We start from the raw sequence: 20,535 nt of genomic DNA on the forward strand, positions 1-20,535 counted from the left end.
CCGCATTGTCTCGCCGCGACGCCCACGCAAAGCAAGCTATCCGCCGATAAAAACATGACTAAATTGGTTGACAATCATGTGAGCACAGCGTGAGCATGAGCTCCCGGAACGCAGTTGTTTCCAACTGAGGCGACCGCTATGGTCGCCGCCCGAAGCACATCCGAGACACCGATGGACCAGAAGCCGCGCATCACCATCCTCTACTGCACCCAGTGCAACTGGCTGCTGCGCGCCGGCTGGATGGCGCAGGAACTGCTGCAGACCTTCGGGCAGTCACTCAGCGAAGTGGCGCTCATTCCCGGCACCGGCGGCAACTTCGAGATCCGTGTCGATGACGCGCTCATCTGGGAGCGTAAGCGGGACGGCGGTTTTCCCGGCCCCAAGGAACTGAAGCAGCGCATCCGCGACATCATCGAGCCGGAGCGCGATCTCGGCCATACGGACAGGAGCTGATCCTGGATTTCGGAATTCTTGCCGGCGTCTTTTCCGCAGCGTTCCTGTCGGCGACGCTGCTTTTCGGCATGTCGGAAGCCGCGATCGTCGCCGCCGCCCTGCACGGCGAAACGAGCCGCCCTGCCCTTTTCATCGCCGCGACGTCAGGCAACGTGCTCGGTGCCGTCGTCAATTTTGCGCTCGGGCGTTTCCTGATCCGCTTCGAGGGACGCCGCTGGTTTCCGGTTTCGCCGGCCAATCGGCAAAAGGCAGAGGCGCTCTTTGCCCGCTACGGCCAGCCGGTGCTGCTTCTTTCCTGGCTGCCGGTCATCGGCGACCCACTGACGCTGGTCGCCGGATTGCTGCGCATGAAGCTGCCGCTGTTCCTGCTGTTCGTCACCATCGGCAAGGCCGCGCGTTATGCGGTCGTCCTTTACCTGACGCCGTAGCCGCCCAACGCAGCTCAGCTGTGGGCGAAGATATCCGTCTCGTCCCAGCCGAGCAGGTCGAGCTTGGAGCGCGTCGGCAGGAACGCGAAGCAGGCATCGGCATGCTCCATGCGACCATCGCGGATGAGGCGCGCCGTCAGCTTGTCGCGCAGCGCATGCAGGTGCAGCACGTCGGAGGCGGCATATTCGAGCTGCGCCTGAGACAGGGTCTCTGCTGCCCAGTCGGACGATTGCTGCTGCTTGGAAATGTCGACGTCGAGCATTTCCTTGAGGTTGTCCTTGAGGCCGTGGCGATCTGTGTAGGTGCGGGCCAGCCGCGAGGCGATCTTGGTGCAGAAGACCGGCGTCGTCGTCACCCCGAAGGTATGGAAGAGGACGGCAATGTCGAAGCGGCCGAAATGGAAGATCTTCTGGCGGGCCGGATCGGCAAGCATGGCGACGAGGTTCGGCGCCTCCTTCTGGCCGGAGGCGATGCGGATCACGTCAGCCGTTCCGTCGCCCGATGACAGCTGCACCACGCAAAGACGATCACGGCGGGGGATGAGGCCGAGCGTTTCCGTGTCGATCGCGATCGCGCCTCGGTAACGGTCAGCGTCGGCCGCGGAGATATCGCCTTCATGGAACCGTATTGCATTCGCCATCGAAAATCCCCAGATCAAACGCAGTGACGTGGCCTATAGCGCAAGTTTGGCGTCGGCGATACCGTTGTCACGTTCCGCCCGCCGGATGCCCTTTGAAAGTCCTGACGATGACGTCTTTTCAACCCGCCCTCGCTCTTTCCACGCTCGCACTGGCGATCGGGCTGACGGCCGTGCCGGCGCCCGCACAGACCTATCGGGACCTGCCGGGCGTGCGACAGATGGATCCGTTGAACGGCGGTGGCGACCAAACCGTCTGCGAGCAGACCTTTGTCGACCGCAACTATCCGTTCGAATCGTCGGCCCGCGGCGGTCCCGTCTACGACACGATCTACAATTGCCGCCGTGGCGACGGGCCGGTGTTCCAGGGCAGCGACCTGCCGCCGTCGCTCTATCGGCAGAAGCGTGGCCTCGGTTACTAAGCAAAAACTGGGCAAGCCTGCTCGTCCGAAGGCAATCACCAAGACCGCCGCCAGTTGGCAAGCGGGGGATTTGTTCCTCGCCTCCGCTAGACGGGCGCATCCTCCGTCTGCAGCGCCCGGCATCCGCGCAAAGGTCGCTGTAGCACTTTGAACTCCTGCATGTTCTTATCCTCCGATCGACATGATCAAAGGAAACAGGCAGTGGGAGGAACCATGCCCGACAACCGGCCGCTTGCCATCAGTGTACCCGCACCACGCACGCTCGATCTCATCTTCACACCGGAAGCCCTCAAGGACCTGCATCGCCGCTACCGCATTGTCGAAGCGGATCCGGAGGATATCGCAAGCCTTGGCGACGAGGTACTCGGCAACGCCCACTATATCATCGGCCAGCCGCCACTCGACCACGCCACCCTGCAGCGCATGGGCCAGCTGAAAGCGATCCTCAACGTCGAAAGCAACCTGATCAACAACATGCCCTATGAGGTGCTGTTCGAGCGCGGCATCCATGTGGTGACCACCGGACAGGTCTTTGCCGAGCCGGTGGCGGAACTCGGCCTCGCCATGGCGCTCAATATCGCCCGCGGCGTCGTCGACGCCGACCTTGCTTTCCGCGAGGGGCGCGAACTTTGGGGCGGCGACGGCAACCGCTCGGCACGCCTTCTCTCCGGCGCCGAGATCGGCATCATCGGCTTTGGCGATCTCGGCAAGGCCTTGAACCGCGTACTCTCCGGTTTCCGGGCGAAGATCCGCGTCTTTGACCCTTGGATGCCGGCTTCGATCCTGCGGGACAACGGCGTCGAACCGGCATCGCTCGACACCGTGCTTGGCGAGAGCGACTTCGTCTTCGTCGTCGCTTCCGTGACCAGCGAGAATGAAGGCTTCCTTGGCGAGAAGGCGTTTGCTCGAATGCGTCCCGGTGCTGCCTTCATTCTGCTCAGCCGTGCCGGCGTCGTCGATTTCGATGCACTAATCGCCGCGGTCGAACGCGGCCATATCGTGGCGGCGAGCGACGTCTTTCCGCAGGAGCCCCTGCCGCTCGACCATCCTGTTCGCCGCCTGCCGGGCTTCCTGCGTTCGGCCCATCGCGCCGGCGCGCTCGACAGCGCCTTCAAGAAGATGGGCGAGATGGTGCTCGAGGACATGGACCTGATGGATCGCGGCCTGCCGCCGATGCGCTGCAAGCGCGCCGAACGCGAAACCGTCGCGCGCATGCGCTCGAAGCCCGTAACGGTGAACTGAGACATCGATTTTTCGCTGCTGATCTCGGCGGGATCGTGCATCCCGCCGGTTAACGTGTTTTATGGGATTCGCATTTAACTTTTCTTGCACATGCGACCGACCTTGCACGTTAAGGTCGTCGCCGAGGCATCGTTACGGATTCAGAGAAACGCGATGGTAGACACGGCGCCCGGCGCTCGACAAGGCAAGACACGCGATGGCTGGAACAGTTCGCTGCGATCGCTGTTCAGCCTCGTCATGGTCGCCATGCTGATCGTCGTTTCCGCGACGCTTGTCGGGCTCGACTACCATCGCTCGCGCAACGCCGCGATCGCCGACGCCGAAGCCAACATGCGCGGCTTCATGAACCGCCTTGTCGACCGGCTGGGCGTGCTCTCGGGCGACACGTCCGCCCTCGTCAATCTTGTCTCCTCCGTCGCCAATTCCTTCCTCGTGCCCCCGCCTGAGCGCATGAACGACAAGGTGGCGGTGCTTCGCGAAGGCATCACCCGCTCGCCGCACATCGATGGGGTCTATGTCGGCTATCCCAATGGCGCTTTCTTTCAGGTCGTCGACCTCAAGCAGGTTGCTTGGCGCATGGCGCTCGACGCGCCCCGTGGTGCCGCCATTGCGGTGCGCTCGATGGAACGGGATTCGAACGGCAAGCCGCTCCAGCGCGTTCTCTTCCTCGACAAGGACGGCACGCAGTTCTCCGAACGGCGGCTGCCACCATCGAGCTTCGACCCGCGCACCCGGCCCTGGTACCGCGCAGCAGTCAACGGCAAGGCCGCGGTCTCGACCGGGCCCTATGAAAGCGCCACCACCGAAACGCTGGGCATGACCATCTCGCAGGCGCATCGCGGCAATCCGCAGATCGTCATCGGCGCCGATGTCGTGCTCGATACGATCACCGACTTCCTCGCCCGCGAGCGGCTGACTGCTGGTTCGGTCTCCTTCATCCTCGATGCCGTCGGCCGGCCGATCATCCACTCCGACAGGGTGATGATGCGGCGTATCATGGCGGCCAAGGACAAGGACGCTCCGATCGTGCAGGCCGACAGCGACCCGTTGATCCAGAGCATCCGCCAGCATCCGCCAGCGCCCGGCAAGGCCGATTTCGTGCAGGTCGGTGACCGCACCTATCTGGTCATGGTGATGCCGCTCGAATCCGCGCTGCTTCTCTCCGGCAACCGGGCCGTGGTGGCCGCCCCGCTCGACGAACTGATGGCGGACGCCAACAAGACGCTCGTTCAGGGGTTGGCGATTTCCGGGGCCGTGGTAGCCTTGGCGGTGCTCGCCTCGCTGGTGCTGGCGCATCTGATCACCAAGGGGCTCAACCAGCTGACCGCCAGCGCCAACCGGCTGCAGGACCTCGACTTCACCACCCCGATCGACGTTTCCTCGCATGTCAGCGAAATCTCGACGCTCGGCGGCGCCATGAACCGAGCCCGCGACGCAATCTTCACCTTTGCGCTCTATGTGCCGAAGGAGCTGGTGCGCAAGGGCATCGAATCCGGACATTTTAGCGGCCGTGCCGCCTGGCGCCAGGAAGTCACCGCGCTCTTCACCGACATCTACGATTTCACCACGCTCAGCGAACGGCATTCGCCCGAGGAGGTGGTGGCAATGCTGTCGGAGTATTTCGACATCTTCAGCGAGACGGTCGGCGAGCACGACGGCACGATCATCCAGTTCCTCGGCGATTCGGTCTTCGCCATGTGGAACGCGCCTGCACCGGACGACAAACACGCGGAGAATGCCTGTCGGTGCGCGCTCGCGGTCCAGCAGCGCCTCAGCGTCTTCAACGAAGCACAGCGCAAGAAGGGACTGCCGGAGTTCCGCACGCGCTTCGGCATCCACACCGGCACCGCCGTCGTCGGCAATGTCGGCGCCAAGGAGCGGTTGCAATATACCGCCATGGGCGACACGGTGAACGTCGCCTCGCGCCTCGAGGGCATGAACAAGAACTACGGCACGACGATCATGGCGAGCGGCGCGGTCGTCGCCCATACGGGTGGCACGATCCACTTCCGGCCGCTTGGCACAGCACAAGCCAAGGGCCGAGCGTCGGCGCTGGAGATCTACGAAGTGCTGGGCGCCGAGCCGAAAGCCCTCGATGACGAGTCGACGACGCGCGACGGTTCGCCGGCCGGCTCCGAAAGCCGCGGATAGGCGTCAGGAGCCGAGGCTGCGGCCTTGCCGCGTGACCCAGCGGATGCCGCCGACCACGGCGAAGGCGAGTAGCGGCCAGACGGCCCAGAAGACGCCGCGCCAGGTCAAGAGATTAATGGTGAGAAGCACCAATCCCGAGAGCACCAGCATGCCGATGCTGCGATCCACCCACGGGTTGGCCTTGATCCAGGCAAGGCCGGCCAGGATGGCAAGGCCAAGCATCGGCCAGACGGACCAGAAGGTTCCGTTCCAGGTCAAAAGGTTGAGAGCGACCAATCCTGCAGCGACGATGCAGAGAACCGGGAGCGATCCGCTCCTGATCGCCGCAATCACGCCCACGGGTTCCGGCTCAGGGCGCGGTTGGGCCGCTTCCGGAGCGGCGGCTTCAACGCGACGGCCGAAGGTTTCGGCGGCAAAGGCCGGACGGGGATCGTCCGTGCCGATGCGCACGGCATAGCTCGGCACACCGCCATCGATGTTCTTGACCTCAAGGGGTCCCAGAAAATCGAAACCGACGGCGACCTTGTTGCGCACCTGGTCGTACACGGTGTTGGAGATGACGATGCCGCCAGCCGGGGCGGACGCCTGCAGCCTGGCTGCCACGTTGACACCGTCACCATAGAGATCGTCGCCCTCGGCGATCACGTCGCCGAGATTGATACCGATGCGAAACAGCATCTGCTCGTCCGCCGCACATTTCTCGTTGCAGCCGGCAAGTTCGTTCTGCACGTCGATAGCGGTGCGCAGCGCTTCCACGACGCTCGGAAACTCGGCGATCAGCCCATCGCCCCAGGTGTTGACGACACGGCCCTCATGCGCCTCGATCAGCCGTCCCATGGCATCGCGGTGGCGCTTCAACGTGGCGAGCGTGCCTTCCTCGTCGGCGCGCATCAACCGCGTGTAGTCCTGGACGTCCGCGGAGAATATGGTCGTCAGCTTGCGACGTGTCTCAGACATCGCTTCGTCCTCCTCAAAGCCGCCGCCCCGGCGGACGATAACATGGGCGCCGCCCTCGCTCGGAAAGCCTGCCCTTTCATTGCCGATAGAATATCAATGCTGCCGACCCAAGCTTCAAGGCGCACCGCGCGAAAATATCCCGAGCATGCAACCATTATGGTCGAAAATGAGGATTGGAAGGCAGGAGATCGCCGCGGAATCCGGCCAGAGGCTAGAAACGAAAAAACCCCGGCGAACCGGGGTTTTTCAAAACCAAATCAAAGATTTGGCTTGGGAATTTGGTGCCCAGAAGAGGACTCGAACCTCCACACCCTTTCGAGTACCAGCACCTGAAGCTGGCGCGTCTACCAATTCCGCCATCTGGGCGACGAGCGGGTGTGTAAAAGGCTCGAGTCGAAGTGTCAACAGGCTTTTTGAAGTTTTCGTGTCGAAGGACAAAAAACTCAGTTCGAGGTGGTTTTTGCCCAATGCCGGATTGTGGATAGACCGCTCGAAAGCAGCCGCTCGGCCGCCTCGACCGTATCCGCCTCGACATAGCAGCGCATCTCTGGCGCATTTCCGGAGGGGCGGAAGTGAATGATGCGACCGTCGTCGAGTGTCACCCGCAGCCCGTCAATGTCGCTGACACCCGCCGGCTTGCCGATCGGCGCCAGAAATGCGGCGAGGTTTTCGTCACCGCCGCGCAAATAGGCCATCAGCCGCGCGCTGGTTTCGACCGGAAAGTTCTCGAGCCGGTCGCTGAGCGCCACGGGAAGGCGATAGGATGCGGCCATCGCCGACAGCGAGAGATTGGCCTCTGCCGCCGCGGCCAGTGCAGCGACGATCGGCAGGACACAGTCGCGGGTGGGCAGCGGCTGGAGGGTTGCGCCGTTGACGACGAACGGGCTGGCCGTCAGCGTGCCGCCATTGGCCTCGAAGCCGGCGACTTTGGTCGAACCTTCGTCCAAGGCCTGCTGCATCCCGGCGATCACGAAGGGCGACCCGACACGGGTGCGCAGCACAGAGAGCCCTTCCCTGCGCTCCAGGCCGGAATTCGACGTGACCGGCGTAACGGCCCGCGTCGCACCGAGGAAGCCGCAGGCAATCAACCCGAGGAGATCGCCGCGCAACGGCGCGCCGTTCTCGTCCGCGACCAGCGGTCGGTCGCCGTCACCGTCGGCCGATACGATCGCGTCGAGCCGGTGTTCGCGGGCCCACTCCTGAAGCCGTTCGATCGTTTCAGCGGACACTGCTTCGGTGTCGACCGGGATAAAGTGTTCCGAGCGTCCAAGGGCGACGACCTCGGCGCCAAAGAAGGCGATCAGCTCGGCGAGAAGGTCCCGGGCGACGGTGCTGTGCTGGTAGACGCCGACCTTGAGGCCGACAAGCGCTCCGGCGGGCAACAACTGCCGGTTCCGCTCCATGAAACGCGTGGCTGCGCGGGACTCATGATCCTCACCGATCCCCTGATCCGCGACGGGTGCGACCTGCCCGGCGATTTCATCGGCAATCCGGCTGATGGCGACTTCATCTTCCTTGTCGATCTCGCCGTCCGGCCGATAAAACTTGATGCCGTTGCGATCGGCCGGGATATGGGAGCCGGTGATCATCAGGCCAGCGGCTCCGCATTCGCGGCCATAAAGCGCAAGCGCCGGCGTCGGCACCGTGCCGCAATCGAAGACGCGCAGCCCTTCGCGCGCAAGCGCCGAGGCGCAGACCGCGGCGATCTCCGGGCTCGAATCGCGAAAATCGCGGGCGATCACGATGGGATCACCCGGCTGGCTGCGCCCGGACGTCAGAAGATAGCGCGCAAACGCGGTCGCGTAGCGAGCCGAAGGCTCACCCTTCAGTTCCTCTGAGAGGCCACGCAGGCCGCTGGTACCAAACTTCAACTGCATCGCATTCTCCGCTGCCCAGATCCCGAGAAGACAGGGCAAATATTACAGTGACGCGCGGCACGGACCGGCGCATTCTGGACAAGACGATGCACGGACGGAAATCCGGTGGCTCTCCGCTACGCGCTCCTTGCCCGTTGCCATGAATAAACCAAGAAAAGAAAACGTAATACAGACAGGGACACAACCGGAAGGCAGTGCTTTCCGAAAGCGAGGACAAAATGACGGGATTTCGCAATTTCGTTATCGGCTGCAGCTTGGCCGCCACCTCCCTGATCACCCCCGTCGGACCTGTGCAGGCGATGCCGCTTCAGGCGCCCGACCTTCAGATCAAGGCACAAGGCGACGTCCAGAATGTGCAGTATTATCACCGCCGTTACGGCGGATATGGCGGATACGGCTGGCGCGGCGGTTGGGGAGGCCCCTACTACAGACGCGGATGGGGTAGCCCTTATTATGGCGGCTCCGGCCTGACCTTGTATTTCGGCTCGGGCGGCTACTACGGTGGCGGTTACTATGGCGGCGGTTACTACCCCCGCTACGGCTACTATCCCCGTTACGGCTACTATCGCGACTATCCCCGCCGTTACTACGGCGGCAACTACTACTATCGCGATCGCTATGTCGGTGGCGGCAACGCCCACGTCAGCTGGTGCCTGTCGCGCTACCGTTCCTACAATCCGGCAACCAACCGGTTCTTAAGCTACGGTGGCGCCTACAAGGTCTGCTATTCGCCTTACCGCTAGGGCCGATGCGTCCACGTGAACGCGCAAGAAAAGCTCTAGCGCCCTGACCGAGGCCCGGCCTGGCCGTGCCGCCTGCGCCCCTTTGGCCCCCGCGTCAGCGGGAGGAGGAAGCTTTGCGCGCCATCGCCGGCTATTGCGTGTCCCAACATCTCGGCAGCGCCAGTTAAACCGGCATTAACCGCGAAGGCCTACCGTTTCGAAACGATCCATCGTGCTGCCAGGATGAAACATGCTGCTTCCGACCCAGCAATCTGCCGCCACCGCGACGACCAATCTGGTCGGCTCGATCCTCAGGGACATCGAGAAGCGACAGACGGAGGAAGAGGAAAAGGCCAAGGGCACAAAGGACGACAGGCTCCTGAGGGAGCAGGTCAAGCCTGATGGCGCTCAAAAGGCGGCCAACGAGAAGATCAACGGCTACTTCTTCGATCATGCCCGCAACGACGCCAGCAACAACCGCGCCGTGCTCATCCGAGAGGTCGGAAAGATCTTCGGCGTCGAGCGCGAAACGTTCAAGTCCGATGCGGCCTTTGCAAGGGAAATCGAGAACCAGCTGAAGGAAATGAGCCCCGGCGCCATTGCCGGCGTCGAGAAGGCGCTTGGGCTTCACAAGCTCAGCATTTCTCTGAGCGAGTTGATCCAGGCGCTCAAAAATCCAACCGGCCGCGAAAACGACCTGCTGAAGGCCGCGCTTGGCGAAACGGCCGACAAGGGGCCGCAAAGCACCGCTCAAGCCGCAAATGCCGTCGACCGCCTGGCGCGCGCGACAGAGCCTCAGTCGATCAAGGAAGCGCAGCTCGACAGCCTGCGCAGCGACCCGACCCGCAGAACCGACAAGCTATCGCTGGACGAAGAGGAACAAAAGTTGCGGGCGCTCCAGCTCAAGGACGAGATGGAAGATGTCGCAGACCAGCGCGCGGCGGGCGCACCATCCTTGCTTCGCTTCGACGACAACGGCCTCTACAGGCTCGCTGCGCTAAGCCTCTGACCGCTTCCGGCGCACGATGCCGAGCCGCGCCATGACCTCCTTGGGTATGCCGTAGCGACGAACCACATCGCGGCTGTCCCGCAGGCCGCAAATCTCCCGCTGAATGAGGAAAGCCCAGACGGCATCGGCCGCCTCGTCGAGGACCCGCTCGCGCAGGTCCCTCGATGCATCGCCCTTTAACGCCGCAAGCGCGGCGAGCGCCTTTTCGACCTTGAGGCCATGCCGGCCAAGTGCGTCGGCGCGCTCGGACATCAATTCGTATTCGAGCACGTTGAAGGCGCTAGCCGTCGAGAAGCTCGGGCTTAGGGCTTTTGGGGGACGGACTGTCATCCGAAACTCCTGGCACAGACAACGTACGAGCCTGCAAAAAGGCTCCTTTAAAGATAGGCTTTGCCAACCCGTCCGCAAGCCGGACCGCGACAGGCGGGGGCGTCGAAACATGGTTAAGAATTCATAAACCTCTTTCTCCTAATCTCAAACCATCATGCCGATTCTCCTATCCGCGGCCGAGCCGCGGCTGTCTGGCCATTCGCCACGACGCGCATGAGGCGCCAACCCGCAAGTGATGAACAGAAAGTCGCGCGCAAGCTGAAAAGTCGGACCGCGCCCAAGCGCGTTTCGTCGCTCGACGACGATTGGTCAAACTGAGGTCAAGCGAGATGGAGACCAGAATGCTGATACCCATCCAGGCGGCCCGAACCGCGGCCAGCACAGAAGAGACGACCGCAAGGACGCTGCAGCCTGCAGCACCGTTGACCGCCAGCCAGCGTGGCGAAGCCATACAGAAAATCCTCGATGCGTTGACACGGCATCTGTCCGGTCGCGAGGTCCTTTCGAAGGACGCGCTGGTGCGACTGATGGAGGATCTGGCGCGCATCCTAAAATTCCCGCCACTGCCGCAGGAAGGTGGGCGCGATTTCGTCCGGCGGCTGGTCGCCTTCCTCGAATCCATGCCGACGTCCGACCGGGTGCTTTTGGAGCGGCAGCTCGGTGGGCGCAATCTTTCAATCCGCGTCGGCCTGCTGGCGGAGCTGCCGGCCATCCGCAACGGCACGAACACGCCGGGCGGCACTGCGACACCCATGCCGGCGCAGGCGCGTGACGTCATCCTGCGCAACCCCTCGCTCCAGCCGGCGCTGCCGTTGAGCCAGGCTGCCGCACGCACGCCGCTCGGCGGTGAAGTCGCCCTTCTACAGGCCGTGCTGCGCAAGACCTTTGGCGTCGGCAACGATGTGACCGAGCCGCGGGGCGAGGAACTGGAAACGTTCGGAACCGAAGCGTCGTCGAAGGGCCGGAGCGAAAAGCCCGCGGAGCGAGGCGACGCGCGCGCAAACGGCGCGAAGAGCGCTTCGTCAGGCGATACGCCGATCGGCAGCGCTGCCTCCCTGCTTGCCGGCGAAGGCGAGATTGCGGAAGCCGCATCGCTGGCCGGCCCCATGGCTGAGGCCGAGGAAGCCCTGCAATCCGGGAAGACCGGGCATGGAGAGATAGAAGCCCCGGCCGAAGACAGTGCAGCAGCGCCGCTCGACGCGCACGGCGCCGATGGGACGGAGGCGGCAGAAACGATCGAAGGCGAGGATCCCGACGGCACCTACGGACCGCTGCCCGATGCCGACGAGGAAGACGGCCACAGAACCACTACAGCCGGCCGCAACGATCCGGAGGTGCGCCCGGCACGCGTGCTTTCCGAGGCGATCAAGACGCTCATCCGCGACAGCGTGGCCTTGCCTACTGGCGCGGCCGATGGCGATCCCGGATCGGCGGCGCAGCAACCGATTGAGGAACCGGCCACCCAATCCCAGACGCCCGCCAAGGACGCCGGCACGCGCATCGCCGATGCCGCCGCCCGCCAGCGCGCCGCAACGGACGCCGACACGAGCTTGCCGTCGCTCCTGGATGATCGCTCCGAGGAGACGGTCCAGCCGCGCGCACCCGCGGACGTTCGCCCGCAACGCGCCACGGACGAACAGACGGTGCAGCAGATGATCGCCAGGCTGGTGGAAAACGGCCTGCCGCGTGAGGCCATCCCCTTCGCCATGATCCCCTATCCGACGGACGCGGGCGAGGTGGAAGGCGAAGACCATTCGCGCGGCATGCCTGGAGGCTCCGGCGAAGAGGCAACGGGCGAGGAAGAAACGGCACAAGAGGGCAGCGACGGAAATGCGGAAGACGGAGAGCCGACCGGCGAAGCCATGCCGGAGGACGAGGCACCGGAAACGCCCGACGCCTATGATCTTTACCGCAGGCTCGGCGGTCTCGGTTAGGACACCGGCTCAGACTTGGGTTCGGACCAGGCCGCGCCCGAAGCTGCGCGCCGATTTCACACTTCGGACTTACAAAGAAAAACCCGCGGAGATCGCTCTCCGCGGGTTTTTCAGTTCAGATGTCAGGCAACGATTACTCGTTGTTCTGGCGGTTCTTCAGAGCCGCGCCGAGGATGTCGCCGAGCGAAGCGCCCGAGTCGGACGAACCGAACTGAGCAACGGCTTCCTTCTCTTCAGCGATTTCCAGAGCCTTGATCGACAGCTGGATCTTGCGGTCCTTCTTGGAGAAGTTGGTGACGCGAGCGTCGACAACCTGACCAACCGAGAAACGCTCCGGACGCTGTTCGTCACGATCACGCGACAGGTCAGCGCGGCGGATGAACGAGGTGATGTCTTCGTGGTTGACGAGCTTCACTTCGATGCCACCATCGTTGATCGCGATGATTTCGGCCGAAACAACGGCGTTCTTGCGCAGTTCGCCCGAAGCAGCGGCGTCGCCGACTGCATCCTTGCCGAGCTGCTTGATACCGAGCGAGATGCGTTCCTTCTCGACGTCGACGTCGAGAACAACAGCGCGAACGACGTCGCCCTTGTTGAACTCTTCGATGACCTGCTCGCCCGGACGGTTCCAGTCGAGGTCGGAAAGGTGAACCATGCCGTCAACGTCGCCGTCGAGGCCGATGAACAGGCCGAATTCGGTCTTGTTCTTGACTTCGCCTTCAACTTCGGTGCCAGCCGGATGGCTGTGCGCGAATGCCTGCCACGGGTTCTCGAGCGTCTGCTTGAGGCCGAGCGAGATACGACGCTTGGTCGGATCGACTTCGAGAACGACAACGTCGACTTCCTGGCTCGTGGACAGGATCTTGCCGGGGTGTACGTTCTTCTTGGTCCAGGACATTTCGGAGATGTGGATCAGGCCTTCGATGCCCGGCTCCAGCTCGACGAACGCACCGTAGTCGGTGATGTTCGTGACGGTACCGGAGATCTTCTTGCCGACCGGGTACTTCGCACCGATGCCATCCCACGGATCCGACTCGAGCTGCTTCATGCCGAGCGAGATGCGGTGGGTTTCCTGGTTGATGCGGATGATCTGAACCTTGACCTGCTGGCCGATGTTCAGGATCTCCGACGGATGGTTCACGCGACGCCATGCCATGTCGGTGACATGGAGCAGACCGTCGATGCCGCCGAGGTCGACGAACGCACCGTAATCGGTGATGTTCTTGACCACGCCTTCGACAACCTGGCCTTCTTCAAGGTTCTGAACGATTTCAGAACGCTGTTCGGCGCGGGACTCTTCGAGAACCGTACGACGCGATACGACGATGTTGCCGCGGCGCTTGTCCATCTTGAGGATTTCGAAGGGCTGCGGGTTGTGCATCAGCGGGGTCACGTCGCGGATCGGACGGATGTCCACCTGCGAGCGCGGAAGGAAGGCAACGGCGCCGTCGAGATCGACGGTGAAGCCACCCTTGACCTGGTTGAAGATGATGCCTTCGACGCGTTCGCCGGCTTCGAACTTCACTTCCAGGCGCATCCAGCTTTCTTCGCGGCGAGCCTTTTCGCGCGACAGAACAGCTTCGCCGAGCGCGTTTTCGATGCGCTCAACGTAGACTTCGACTTCGTCGCCGACCTTGAGCGAGCCGTCCTTGGCCTTCGCGCCGAATTCCTTCAGAGCGATGCGGCCTTCGACCTTCAGACCGACGTCGACAACGGCGACGTCCTTTTCGATGGCCGTAACGATGCCCTTGGCAACATAGCCTTCGGCGAGATCGGTCTTCGCGAAGGATTCTTCGAGAAGCGCTGCGAAATCGTCACGGGTAGGGTTGGTAGCAGACATGGAATCTCCTGCATGCATCTCATTCGAGACGCACATGCGCCGGGGGCTGGTGTTGAACAGGCCTGAACCCAGTCCGCTCCATTTGAAGGAGCAATCCGGCGCGTGGACGGAATTTCAGGCTTATGCAAGAAGGGCGATCCTGACAGTGTCTGGGATGGGCTCTTCTTCAGATCTTCTTGATCAGGGCCGCCTCGATCAAAGTCTTCGCGGCCTGAAACGCCGCCTCTATACTCATTTCGGACGTATCAAGCAAGTGCGCATCCTCGGCCGGACGCAAAGGACTGTCGGCACGCCCCATGTCGCGCTCGTCGCGCTTCTTCACATCCTCGAAAATCGCCTGGTAGTCGGCCGGCTGGCCATTGCCGATGATCTCGTCGTAGCGGCGCTTGGCCCGCACTTCCGGCGAGGCGGTGACATAGAGTTTTACCGGCGCATCCGGGCAGACGACCGTGCCGATATCGCGGCCGTCGAGCACCGTGCCGGGCTCGCGCAGCGAAAAAGCCTGCTGCGCCTCGACCAGCGCCCTGCGCACGGCCGGCATGACTGCGATCTTCGAGGCCGCCTCGCCGATCGCGTGGGCGGAAAGGACCGAGCGATCGAGGCCTGCCAGTTCGACCTCGCGCGCCACCTTCTCGGCGACCGCCTCGTCGTCGAGCGATAGGCCGGCATCGAGCAGGGCCTTGGCGGTGGCGCGATAGGTCAGCCCGGTATCGAGATGATGGAAGCCGTATTCCTCGGCGATGCGGCGCGAGAGCGTGCCCTTGCCGGCTGCGGCCGGTCCGTCGATGGCGATGGTGAACGTCATTTTCCAACCTGCATATGTATATGGTCGTCGTGCCTGGCGGCCCGGCAACCCTGAAACCGAATGGACTCCGCTTCGACGCCAAGTCGCTGCGCCAGATGCGGCTCCACGAAAATCTTCTCGATGCCGAAACCGCTCCCCTCGCCCGAGAGCCAGCGGAGCGCCTCTGCGGTTCGGCCCTCCTCCAGCGGCAGGGGCTGCCACAGCGACTGCAAGAAGTCCAAGTCCCAGCGCAACGTCAAGAGGTCTTCGCGATCCCGGCATGGGAGAATGCTCTCCGCTCTCGGTTGCTCGAAGGCGAAATAGCCGATCGGCGAGCGGGTCGCCCTATCCTTATAGCTGCCCTCGGCATCCTGATAGAAGAATGCGACATCGAGCTTCCGACCATCCGAATGGGAGAGATGCGGGAAAAGCGGAAAACCGTCGAAGAACGGAAAGTTGGCGTCGAGCGCCAAGGTGGTCGTTTCGGGGAACGCCTGATCCATATGGCGCGACAGGGCGGTCGCCGCTTCCTTCAGTTCCGGAACGACATATTGGCGGTTCAGGACGCAGAAGAGCGGTGACTGCATCTTCAGCCGCGACGTGCCGTCGTCGAAACAGGGCAGAGGCAAGCGGCCGAAGATCGGCGCAACGGCATAGCTGAGCGCGGCCCCGCCGCATAGAGGCCGAGAAAGAGCGCGAGGAACATGGCAACGCCGGCCCTCCTTCGGCGCAAGAGCGCACGCGTGACGAGCCAGACGGCGCCGCCGATCTGCGTCAGCAGGGTCAGAAGCACCACGACCGCAAGGGTCAGCAGCCATCTCATTGTCACTGCCAGCGTCGTCGAACTCACGCGATCCTCGCGCCGAGGCCGGACATCAGGTCCAAGAAGCCAGGAAAGCTTGTCGCGATCATCGACACGTCATCGACGGTGACCGGATGTTCGGCTGCAAGTCCAAGAACCAGAAAGCTCATGGCGATGCGGTGATCGAGATGGGTCTTGACCGATGCACCGGCTGCGTTTCCGAGCCCTTTGCCGTCTCGACGGCCGCGCACCATCAGCGAAGAAGCCTCCTCCTCGCATTCGACGCCATTGAGCGCCAGGCTTGCGGCGATGGCGGCGAGACGATCGGACTCCTTTACCCGCAGTTCGTCGAGGCCGGCCATGACTGTCTTACCCTCGGCAAATGCGGCGGCGATGGCGAGAGCCGGGTACTCGTCGATCATCGAGGCGGCGCGCTCTTCAGGAACCGTGACGCCGCTCAGTTCGGAATGCCGTACGCGCAGATCCGCCACGTCTTCCCCGCCAACCTGGCTGCTGTCGATCACCTCGATATCCCCGCCCATCTCCTGAAGCGTCAGGATCAGGCCCGTGCGCGTCGGGTTCATCAGCACGTTGGTGATCGTGATGTCGGAGCCCGGAACGATCAGGGCCGCGACCAGTGGGAAAGCCGCCGACGAAGGATCGCCGGGCACGTCGATCTCCTGGCCGGTAAGCTTACCTCGACCTTCAAGGCGGATCGTGCGGACGCCGCTGATCTCGGTCTCGACAGAGAGTGCAGCGCCAAAAGCCTGCAGCATCCGTTCCGTGTGATCGCGCGTCATGACCGGTTCGATGACGGTGGTGATGCCAGGCGCGTTGAGACCGGCGAGCAGCACCGCCGACTTCGCCTGGGCAGAGGCGACCGGCACCCGGTAGGCGATCGGCGTCGGCGTCTTCGGTCCGCGAAGGGTCACCGGCAGGCGATCGCCTGCGGCCGCCCTCACCTGCACGCCCATTTCGCGCAAGGGGTCGAGAACCCGCGCCATCGGCCGGCGGCTGAGCGAGGTGTCGCCAACGAATGTCGTTTCGAAGTCATAGACGCCCGCCAGCCCCATCACCAGACGGCAGCCCGTGCCGGCATTGCCGAAATCGAGCGGCACCTCTGGTGCAAGCAGCGCGCCGTTGCCGACGCCATCGACGACAAAGGTGTTACCCTCCTTGCGGATGCGGGCCCCCATGGCCTGCATCGCGCGGCCGGTGGCCAGCACGTCCGCGCCTTCTAAAAGGCCCGTAATGCGCGTTTCGCCGCCAGCAAGCCCACCCAGCATCAGCGCCCGGTGCGAGATCGACTTGTCGCCGGGAATGCGGATCGAACCGCGCAGATCGGCGGACTTTCGGGCGGTGGCGGGTCTCGGGCCCGATCCATGAGACATGCGGCATCCTCTGGCCCGAAAAAGGGCGCTCTTGGCGAAAGGCGCAACCGCGCCCGTTCCGCAGCACTCCTATCACAACCCCTGCTGCGTGTTCCACAAATCGCGGCCGCACGGAGATCGCCACAGGGGGCGGCAAGGGCCGGAAAGCCGGCAACGCCGGGGCTTTGGCGATTTGTCTTTGACAGATGCGGTCAAGACGATTATGGGGACCGGCTAATCATCATAAGCTTGATACCCTTTCCACCCGCCGGCTTTCCGGCAAGCGCCGGCTCGGCCGGCCATTCAAGAGGCTTTGACTGTGGCAAAACCGGAACTTGGAACAAAGCGCATCGACCCGGAAACGGGGCGCAAATTCTACGATCTGAACAGTGATCCGATCGTTTCGCCCTACACCGGCAAGTCCTATCCGCTGTCCTTCTTCGAAGAAACCTCGGTCGCCAAGGTGCTCGAGAAGGAAGAAGAAGAAGACGTAACGGAAGTCGATGCAGAGAACACCGAAGTCGAACTCGTTTCGCTCGAGGATGCCGATGATGAGGCAGCCGGCGGCGACGACCTGCCGGATCTCGGCGACGACGACGTCGAAATCGACGGCGACGACGATGACGACACCTTCCTGCAGACCGACGACGAAGACGACGACGACGACATGAGCGACCTCATCGGCGTGTCGGACGACGAAGAAGACGTCTAAGCGCTTCAAATGACAAAGAAATGCTCCCGTCCTCGGCCAAAGTGGCCCGGACGGGAGAAAAATGGCCCGGACAAAAAATAAATCCACAGGCCACGCATTTTTCGGCTTGCCATCCTCAAAAAGGGGAAGTAATAAGCCGCCACTCGCCGAGCACAACAGTTCGACGAACTTCCCGGACCGGCCTAGCCGGAACCCGATATGGGGCTATAGCTCAGCTGGGAGAGCGCTTGCATGGCATGCAAGAGGTCAGCGGTTCGATCCCGCTTAGCTCCACCAAAATCTTCCTTCGATTGATCAGTACCCAGTCCTCAGGGACCTTCGTTCGCGGCCATTTCGTCCAGCGAATCCAGGATCATCGTCAGCAACCGGATGATGTCGGCGGATTCGAGCAGAGCATTGCGGATTTCGCGCTCGGACCGTTTGGGTATGGAACCGGCAATGTCCAGCAGGATGTTGGTCACGTCAGGCGCTTCGGTGTTCGGTTCCATCCCCGTCTGCTCGCGCATGCAGCGGATCAGCGCCACTGCGCCTTCAAGCAAACGCTGTGCCTGCACCGGGGTGAGGTCATGGACCTCGTTGGCGGCACGAAACAGCTGCGATCGGAAGCCGGCTATCGTGGTCATCTCGCGGATGATACTCCTTTCGGCTTCAAATGAAAGTGGTGGCCGGAGCCGCCCACGCAACGTTCGGATGAACAGGATGCATGCGCTAGCTTGCGCGAACACGAACAGCCGTTTCGCGCGCACCATCTGCCCGCGCCGCCATGCATTCATAATTTGTTAAGCAGCTGAACGCAGAAGCTGGTGCCATGTTTCTGATCTCGAAAATCTTCTGGCTCATTGTGCAGCCGCTGTCGTTCTCGCTGCTTGCCGTCATCGCCGGGCTGCTTGCGACGGCCATCGGCTGGCGCCGCATCGGCGCCGTTCTCGGCAGCCTGGGCGCGTTGGTGCTTTTCGTCAGCCTGTTCACCACCGCTGGCCCCTATGCGCTGCAAGCGCTTGAGGATCGATTTGCGCGCCCGACACCGCCGACGGCGCTCTCCTGCATCATTGTGCTCGGCGGCGCCTTCGAAAACGAAGTCATGGCGAGCCGTGGCGGCACGGAACTCAACCAGGCGGCAGACCGCTTCATCGAGACCGCGAGCCTCGCCAAGCGTTATCCCGAAGCGCGTATCCTCGTCTCCGGCGGCGACGGCTCGATCAGCGGCGCCTACGAGGGCGATGCGCTGGCCTCGAAGGCGTTCTTCGACATCTTCGGCATTGCGGCCGATCGGGTGATCCGCGAGGAAGATTCGCGCACCACTTTCGAGAACGCGCGCTACACCAAGGATCTTCTGGCGGCAAACGGACTTTCACAGTGCGCGCTCGTCACCTCGGCCTATCATATGCCGCGCTCCGTCGGGCTCTTCCGCGCCAACGACATCGATGTCCTGCCCTGGCCGACCGACTACCGCACCAGCGGCAAGGTGCGGCTTGGCTTCGATTTCACCCAGCCCTCGCTGAACGCGCAGCTGACGACGACGGCCGCCAAGGAATGGACCGGGCTTGTTGCCTATTACCTGCTCGGCCGCACCCAGGCCGTGCTGCCGCGATAGCAAGACATGACCCACTGCTGCAAATGGCAGTTCGCCCCCTGACTTCATCCTGGCGGTGCGCTAATGATCTGCGAGAGCCAATCGGGCTGAAACGGAGCGCCCATGCCGATCCTCGAAATCCTCGACTATGCCGGCGTGGCCGTGTTTGCCGCCACCGGGGCGCTGTCGGCGTCGCGTAAGCAGCTCGACATCATCGGCTATCTGTTCCTGGCCTCGGTCACCGGCATCGGCGGCGGCACGATGCGCGACGTCGTGCTCGGCGCCACGCCCGTCTTCTGGGTCACGAACCCGACCTATCTGCTGGTCTGCGCCACCGTCGCCGTTCTCCTGTTCTTCACCGCCCATCTCTTCGATTCGCGCTACCGGGTCCTCGTCTGGCTCGACGCGATCGGCCTGTCGGCCTATTGCGTGATGGGTGCGGCGAAAGGCTATGCGGCCACGGGGTCGCCGGGCGTCGCGCTCGTTACCGGCATGCTGACGGCGACGTTCGGCGGCGTGCTTCGCGATCTGCTGGCCGGAGAACCCTCGGTGCTGCTGCGGCCGGAAGTCTACGTGACGGCAGCACTGATCGGTGCCAGTGCCTACGTGCTGGCGACGATGGTGGGACTACCACTTGTGGCCGCCTCGGCGCTCGGCGTGGCCTCGGCCTTTGCCGTACGCGCCGGTGCGCTCAAGTTCGGCTGGACGCTGCCGACCGGCAAGGCATTGCCTGGCCGCGACCCGGACGACGTGATGTGAGCCTTGGGCACCCGCCTGCCTATGACAGGCGCCGGACAGCACGGGTAGCGTAGTTGATGCGGTGTCGGCCGCCACCCGGGCGGCTCCAGCGAAAGGGATACCGCATGCGCTTCCTCAACAACAAGCTTGCCGCACTCGCCCTTCTTTGCATGGCCTCGCCGGCATTTGCCGCCACGACGATCAAGGTCGTCGAAGGTGGTGAAGCGGGTGGTCCGATGACACTGACACTCGACCAGTCGACGATAGAGGCCGGAGAGACGGTCTTCCTGGTGCACAACGACGCCATGACCGAAGAGCACGAGATGGTGCTGGTGAAGCTGAAATCAGCCGACCAGAAGATCAATCTCATCGCGGCCAAGCATCGCGTCGACGAAAAGCAGCTCAAGAGCCTCGGTGAGGTTTCCGAGCTGAAGCCGGGAGCCGACGGCCAGCTGAAAGCCAAGCTCTCGCCGGGCACCTATGTGCTCCTTTGCAATATCAAAGGGCACTACGAGGCTGGCATGCGCGCCAATCTGACGGTGACGGAATAGCG

22 protein-coding genes and 2 tRNA genes are annotated in these 20,535 nt (G+C 63.1%); 13 read left to right on the forward strand and 11 right to left on the reverse strand.

Translation table 11 applies throughout. The features are described 5' to 3' along the window. Window positions 1–171 precede the first annotated feature (171 nt). On the forward strand, window positions 172–453 hold the full coding sequence (locus IB267_RS14255; protein ID WP_192448156.1) for a SelT/SelW/SelH family protein: 282 nt from the start codon (window positions 172–174) through the stop codon (window positions 451–453). 83 nt (window positions 454–536) lie between these two features. Beyond that, the gene (locus IB267_RS14260) at window positions 537–881 is read left to right on the forward strand and encodes a YqaA family protein (RefSeq protein WP_043617238.1); all 345 of its coding nucleotides are present in this window, start codon (window positions 537–539) and stop codon (window positions 879–881) included. A 14-nt stretch (window positions 882–895) separates the two neighbouring features. Here IB267_RS14260 and IB267_RS14265 read toward each other — a convergent pair whose 3' ends face one another. Beyond that, complete coding sequence (locus tag IB267_RS14265; protein ID WP_192448157.1) at window positions 896–1,522, reverse strand: ribonuclease D; 627 nt, start codon at window positions 1,520–1,522, stop codon at window positions 896–898. 107 nt (window positions 1,523–1,629) lie between these two features. On the opposite strand from IB267_RS14265, the gene IB267_RS14270 reads away from it, so the two are divergent. From IB267_RS14270 to IB267_RS14280, 3 genes are all read left to right on the forward strand, one after another. Continuing rightward, complete coding sequence (locus IB267_RS14270; RefSeq protein ID WP_192448158.1) at window positions 1,630–1,941, forward strand: hypothetical protein; 312 nt, start codon at window positions 1,630–1,632, stop codon at window positions 1,939–1,941. A gap of 213 nt (window positions 1,942–2,154) precedes the next feature. After that, window positions 2,155–3,183 (forward strand): hydroxyacid dehydrogenase, encoded by a 1,029-nt coding sequence (locus tag IB267_RS14275; protein WP_192448159.1) that lies wholly within the window; start codon window positions 2,155–2,157, stop codon window positions 3,181–3,183. Window positions 3,184–3,336: 153 nt separating this feature from the next. Then, window positions 3,337–5,334 (forward strand): adenylate/guanylate cyclase domain-containing protein, encoded by a 1,998-nt coding sequence (locus tag IB267_RS14280; RefSeq protein ID WP_192448160.1) that lies wholly within the window; start codon window positions 3,337–3,339, stop codon window positions 5,332–5,334. A 3-nt stretch (window positions 5,335–5,337) separates the two neighbouring features. Here the strand turns inward: IB267_RS14280 and IB267_RS14285 are convergent, their stop codons facing one another. The 3 genes from IB267_RS14285 to IB267_RS14295 all read right to left on the reverse strand — a co-directional run bounded on the left by IB267_RS14285 (window position 5,338) and on the right by IB267_RS14295 (window position 8,162). Then, window positions 5,338–6,291 (reverse strand): adenylate/guanylate cyclase domain-containing protein, encoded by a 954-nt coding sequence (locus IB267_RS14285; protein ID WP_192448161.1) that lies wholly within the window; start codon window positions 6,289–6,291, stop codon window positions 5,338–5,340. A gap of 279 nt (window positions 6,292–6,570) precedes the next feature. Continuing rightward, window positions 6,571–6,657 (reverse strand) — tRNA-Leu (locus tag IB267_RS14290). A gap of 77 nt (window positions 6,658–6,734) precedes the next feature. Beyond that, window positions 6,735–8,162 (reverse strand): phosphomannomutase, encoded by a 1,428-nt coding sequence (locus IB267_RS14295; protein WP_192448333.1) that lies wholly within the window; start codon window positions 8,160–8,162, stop codon window positions 6,735–6,737. Between the two features lie 224 nt (window positions 8,163–8,386). Between IB267_RS14295 and IB267_RS14300 the strand changes: the two genes are divergently transcribed. After that, the gene (locus IB267_RS14300) at window positions 8,387–8,911 is read left to right on the forward strand and encodes a BA14K family protein (protein ID WP_192448162.1); all 525 of its coding nucleotides are present in this window, start codon (window positions 8,387–8,389) and stop codon (window positions 8,909–8,911) included. A gap of 229 nt (window positions 8,912–9,140) precedes the next feature. Continuing rightward, window positions 9,141–9,899 (forward strand): hypothetical protein, encoded by a 759-nt coding sequence (locus IB267_RS14305; protein WP_192448163.1) that lies wholly within the window; start codon window positions 9,141–9,143, stop codon window positions 9,897–9,899. Here the strand turns inward: IB267_RS14305 and IB267_RS14310 are convergent. Then, window positions 9,888–10,229: a DUF6665 family protein gene (locus IB267_RS14310; protein ID WP_192448164.1), complete on the reverse strand. Its 342-nt coding sequence runs from the start codon at window positions 10,227–10,229 to the stop codon at window positions 9,888–9,890. The two genes, IB267_RS14305 and IB267_RS14310, sit on opposite strands and share 12 nt — an antisense overlap. A gap of 341 nt (window positions 10,230–10,570) precedes the next feature. Here IB267_RS14310 and IB267_RS14315 point away from each other — a divergent pair, with 341 nt between their 5' ends. Further along, window positions 10,571–12,163: a hypothetical protein gene (locus IB267_RS14315; RefSeq protein WP_192448165.1), complete on the forward strand. Its 1,593-nt coding sequence runs from the start codon at window positions 10,571–10,573 to the stop codon at window positions 12,161–12,163. Window positions 12,164–12,296: 133 nt separating this feature from the next. Here IB267_RS14315 and rpsA read toward each other — a convergent pair whose 3' ends face one another. The 5 genes from rpsA to aroA all read right to left on the reverse strand — a co-directional run bounded on the left by rpsA (window position 12,297) and on the right by aroA (window position 16,980). Continuing rightward, window positions 12,297–14,021: a 30S ribosomal protein S1 gene (rpsA, locus tag IB267_RS14320; protein WP_082005877.1), complete on the reverse strand. Its 1,725-nt coding sequence runs from the start codon at window positions 14,019–14,021 to the stop codon at window positions 12,297–12,299. A gap of 148 nt (window positions 14,022–14,169) precedes the next feature. Next, window positions 14,170–14,808, reverse strand: coding sequence for a (d)CMP kinase (gene cmk, locus IB267_RS14325; RefSeq protein WP_192448166.1), 639 nt, complete (start codon window positions 14,806–14,808; stop codon window positions 14,170–14,172). After that, window positions 14,805–15,374 carry a hypothetical protein gene (locus IB267_RS14330; RefSeq protein WP_246810633.1) on the reverse strand — a complete coding sequence of 190 codons (570 nt, stop codon included), beginning with the start codon at window positions 15,372–15,374 and terminating at the stop codon, window positions 14,805–14,807. The genes cmk and IB267_RS14330 overlap by 4 nt, the downstream gene beginning before the upstream one ends. 2 nt (window positions 15,375–15,376) lie before the next feature. After that, entirely contained in the window at window positions 15,377–15,610 is a 234-nt protein-coding gene (locus IB267_RS33265; RefSeq protein WP_246810634.1) for a hypothetical protein, read from the reverse strand. Window positions 15,611–15,633: 23 nt separating this feature from the next. Continuing rightward, window positions 15,634–16,980, reverse strand: coding sequence for a 3-phosphoshikimate 1-carboxyvinyltransferase (gene aroA / locus IB267_RS14335; RefSeq protein WP_192448167.1), 1,347 nt, complete (start codon window positions 16,978–16,980; stop codon window positions 15,634–15,636). A 298-nt stretch (window positions 16,981–17,278) separates the two neighbouring features. Here aroA and IB267_RS14340 point away from each other — a divergent pair, with 298 nt between their 5' ends. Both IB267_RS14340 and IB267_RS14345 read left to right on the forward strand, forming a co-directional pair. Next, entirely contained in the window at window positions 17,279–17,671 is a 393-nt protein-coding gene (locus IB267_RS14340; RefSeq protein ID WP_043611865.1) for a TIGR02300 family protein, read from the forward strand. 200 nt (window positions 17,672–17,871) lie between these two features. Next, window positions 17,872–17,947, forward strand: a tRNA-Ala gene (locus IB267_RS14345). 32 nt (window positions 17,948–17,979) lie between these two features. On the opposite strand, the gene IB267_RS14350 is transcribed toward IB267_RS14345, so the two are convergent. Further along, the gene (locus IB267_RS14350; protein WP_192448168.1) at window positions 17,980–18,420 is read right to left on the reverse strand and encodes a hypothetical protein; all 441 of its coding nucleotides are present in this window, start codon (window positions 18,418–18,420) and stop codon (window positions 17,980–17,982) included. Window positions 18,421–18,479: 59 nt separating this feature from the next. On the opposite strand from IB267_RS14350, the gene IB267_RS14355 reads away from it, so the two are divergent. From IB267_RS14355 to IB267_RS14365, 3 genes are all read left to right on the forward strand, one after another. Then, complete coding sequence (locus IB267_RS14355; protein WP_192448169.1) at window positions 18,480–19,265, forward strand: YdcF family protein; 786 nt, start codon at window positions 18,480–18,482, stop codon at window positions 19,263–19,265. Between the two features lie 102 nt (window positions 19,266–19,367). Next, complete coding sequence (locus IB267_RS14360) at window positions 19,368–20,003, forward strand: trimeric intracellular cation channel family protein (protein ID WP_077962782.1); 636 nt, start codon at window positions 19,368–19,370, stop codon at window positions 20,001–20,003. Window positions 20,004–20,107: 104 nt separating this feature from the next. After that, entirely contained in the window at window positions 20,108–20,533 is a 426-nt protein-coding gene (locus IB267_RS14365) for a plastocyanin/azurin family copper-binding protein (protein WP_192448170.1), read from the forward strand. Window positions 20,534–20,535 lie beyond the last annotated feature (2 nt).

The organism is Ensifer sp. ENS09, assembly GCF_014852425.1.
Classification (GTDB): Bacteria; Pseudomonadota; Alphaproteobacteria; order Rhizobiales; family Rhizobiaceae; genus Ensifer.

What these genes read in the sequence shown, in the direction of transcription:
- IB267_RS14255 (WP_192448156.1), top strand. Translation starts at nt 172, where the DNA reads ATGGACCAGAAGCCGCGCATCACCATCCTCTACTGCACCCAGTGCAAC.
- IB267_RS14265 (WP_192448157.1), bottom strand. Translation starts at nt 1,522, where the DNA reads ATGGCGAATGCAATACGGTTCCATGAAGGCGATATCTCCGCGGCCGAC.
- IB267_RS14270 (WP_192448158.1), top strand. Translation starts at nt 1,630, where the DNA reads ATGACGTCTTTTCAACCCGCCCTCGCTCTTTCCACGCTCGCACTGGCG.
- IB267_RS14275 (WP_192448159.1), top strand. Translation starts at nt 2,155, where the DNA reads ATGCCCGACAACCGGCCGCTTGCCATCAGTGTACCCGCACCACGCACG.
- IB267_RS14280 (WP_192448160.1), top strand. Translation starts at nt 3,337, where the DNA reads ATGGTAGACACGGCGCCCGGCGCTCGACAAGGCAAGACACGCGATGGC.
- IB267_RS14285 (WP_192448161.1), bottom strand. Translation starts at nt 6,291, where the DNA reads ATGTCTGAGACACGTCGCAAGCTGACGACCATATTCTCCGCGGACGTC.
- IB267_RS14300 (WP_192448162.1), top strand. Translation starts at nt 8,387, where the DNA reads ATGACGGGATTTCGCAATTTCGTTATCGGCTGCAGCTTGGCCGCCACC.
- IB267_RS14305 (WP_192448163.1), top strand. Translation starts at nt 9,141, where the DNA reads ATGCTGCTTCCGACCCAGCAATCTGCCGCCACCGCGACGACCAATCTG.
- IB267_RS14310 (WP_192448164.1), bottom strand. Translation starts at nt 10,229, where the DNA reads ATGACAGTCCGTCCCCCAAAAGCCCTAAGCCCGAGCTTCTCGACGGCT.
- IB267_RS14315 (WP_192448165.1), top strand. Translation starts at nt 10,571, where the DNA reads ATGCTGATACCCATCCAGGCGGCCCGAACCGCGGCCAGCACAGAAGAG.
- rpsA (WP_082005877.1), bottom strand. Translation starts at nt 14,021, where the DNA reads ATGCATGCAGGAGATTCCATGTCTGCTACCAACCCTACCCGTGACGAT.
- cmk (WP_192448166.1), bottom strand. Translation starts at nt 14,808, where the DNA reads ATGACGTTCACCATCGCCATCGACGGACCGGCCGCAGCCGGCAAGGGC.
- IB267_RS14330 (WP_246810633.1), bottom strand. Translation starts at nt 15,374, where the DNA reads ATGCAGTCACCGCTCTTCTGCGTCCTGAACCGCCAATATGTCGTTCCG.
- IB267_RS33265 (WP_246810634.1), bottom strand. Translation starts at nt 15,610, where the DNA reads ATGAGATGGCTGCTGACCCTTGCGGTCGTGGTGCTTCTGACCCTGCTG.
- aroA (WP_192448167.1), bottom strand. Translation starts at nt 16,980, where the DNA reads ATGTCTCATGGATCGGGCCCGAGACCCGCCACCGCCCGAAAGTCCGCC.
- IB267_RS14350 (WP_192448168.1), bottom strand. Translation starts at nt 18,420, where the DNA reads ATGGTGCGCGCGAAACGGCTGTTCGTGTTCGCGCAAGCTAGCGCATGC.
- IB267_RS14355 (WP_192448169.1), top strand. Translation starts at nt 18,480, where the DNA reads ATGTTTCTGATCTCGAAAATCTTCTGGCTCATTGTGCAGCCGCTGTCG.
- IB267_RS14360 (WP_077962782.1), top strand. Translation starts at nt 19,368, where the DNA reads ATGCCGATCCTCGAAATCCTCGACTATGCCGGCGTGGCCGTGTTTGCC.
- IB267_RS14365 (WP_192448170.1), top strand. Translation starts at nt 20,108, where the DNA reads ATGCGCTTCCTCAACAACAAGCTTGCCGCACTCGCCCTTCTTTGCATG.